General features: G+C 64.8%; 2 protein-coding genes. Both read left to right on the forward strand.

What is annotated here, in order from left to right; all coding sequences use genetic code 11:
- Nucleotides 1-618 (forward strand): aminotransferase class III-fold pyridoxal phosphate-dependent enzyme (locus ACYPYD_RS25495; RefSeq protein WP_459666348.1); only part of this gene is annotated, 618 nt, incomplete at its 5' end.
- A gap of 30 nt (nucleotides 619-648) precedes the next feature.
- Nucleotides 649-1,045: ectoine synthase (locus ACYPYD_RS25500; protein ID WP_459666350.1), on the forward strand; the 397-nt coding region annotated here is incomplete at its 3' end.

The following is a 1,045-nucleotide window of genomic DNA, read 5'->3' on the forward strand; positions in this document are numbered from 1 at the left end:
CTGCGCCGCATCGCCGCGCTGGCAGAGAAGCACGGCGCGCTGATGATCGTCGACGACATTCAAGCAGGCTGCGGGCGCACCGGCGGGTTCTTCAGCTTCGAGGGCATGGGCTTCACGCCCGATATTGTTACGCTGGCAAAGTCGCTTTCAGGCATGGGCCTGCCCTTCGCGCTGACGCTGCTGCGCCCCGACCTCGACGTCTGGAGCCCCGGCGAGCACAACGGCACGTTCCGTGGCAACAACCACGCTTTCGTCACCGCCACTGCCGCCTTGCGCGAGTTCTGGGCCGATCCGGCCTTCACCGACGCGGTGGCACGGCGCGGCGGCATCCTCGAACGGCGGCTTGAACGCATGGCCGAGCGCCATGGCCTGACCACACGCGGGCGCGGCATGATGCGCGGCATCAACGTCGGCAGCGGCGAAGTGGCCTCGCAGATTACGTCCGCGTGCTTCGACGAGGGCCTGATCATCGAGACCAGCGGCGCACATGACGAAATCGTAAAGGTGCTCGCCCCGCTAACCATTGAAGACGCGGTGCTCGAAGCCGGGCTCGACATTCTCGAAGAGGCGGTCGCGCAGGCGATCGCCCCGGTGTCGCGCAAGCTCGTTGCGGCCTGAACCTTCCCCCGAATTCAAAGGAATCCACACATGATCGTTCGCAATCTCAACGACATCCGCAAGTCCGACCGTCACGTCGAATCCAATGGCTGGCACTCCGACCGTCTGCTTCTCAAGGACGACAAGATGGGCTTCTCGTTCCACGTCACCACGATGTTCGCGGGTGAGGAACTGCACATGCATTACCAGAACCATCTCGAAGCGGTGCTGGTGATGCAGGGCGAGGGGACCATCGAGGATCTCGGCACCGGCCTGACGCACGAGTTGAGGCCGGGCGTGATGTATGCGCTCAACGCCAACGACAGGCACATCGTGCGCCCGGTGCAGGACATCGTGTGCGCCTGCGTCTTCAACCCGCCGGTGACGGGGCGCGAGGTCCATGACGAGAACGGTGCCTACCCCGCCGACACCAGCGAACCCGCGCTCG

The sequence above is a fragment of the Novosphingobium sp. 11B genome, assembly GCF_054589055.1.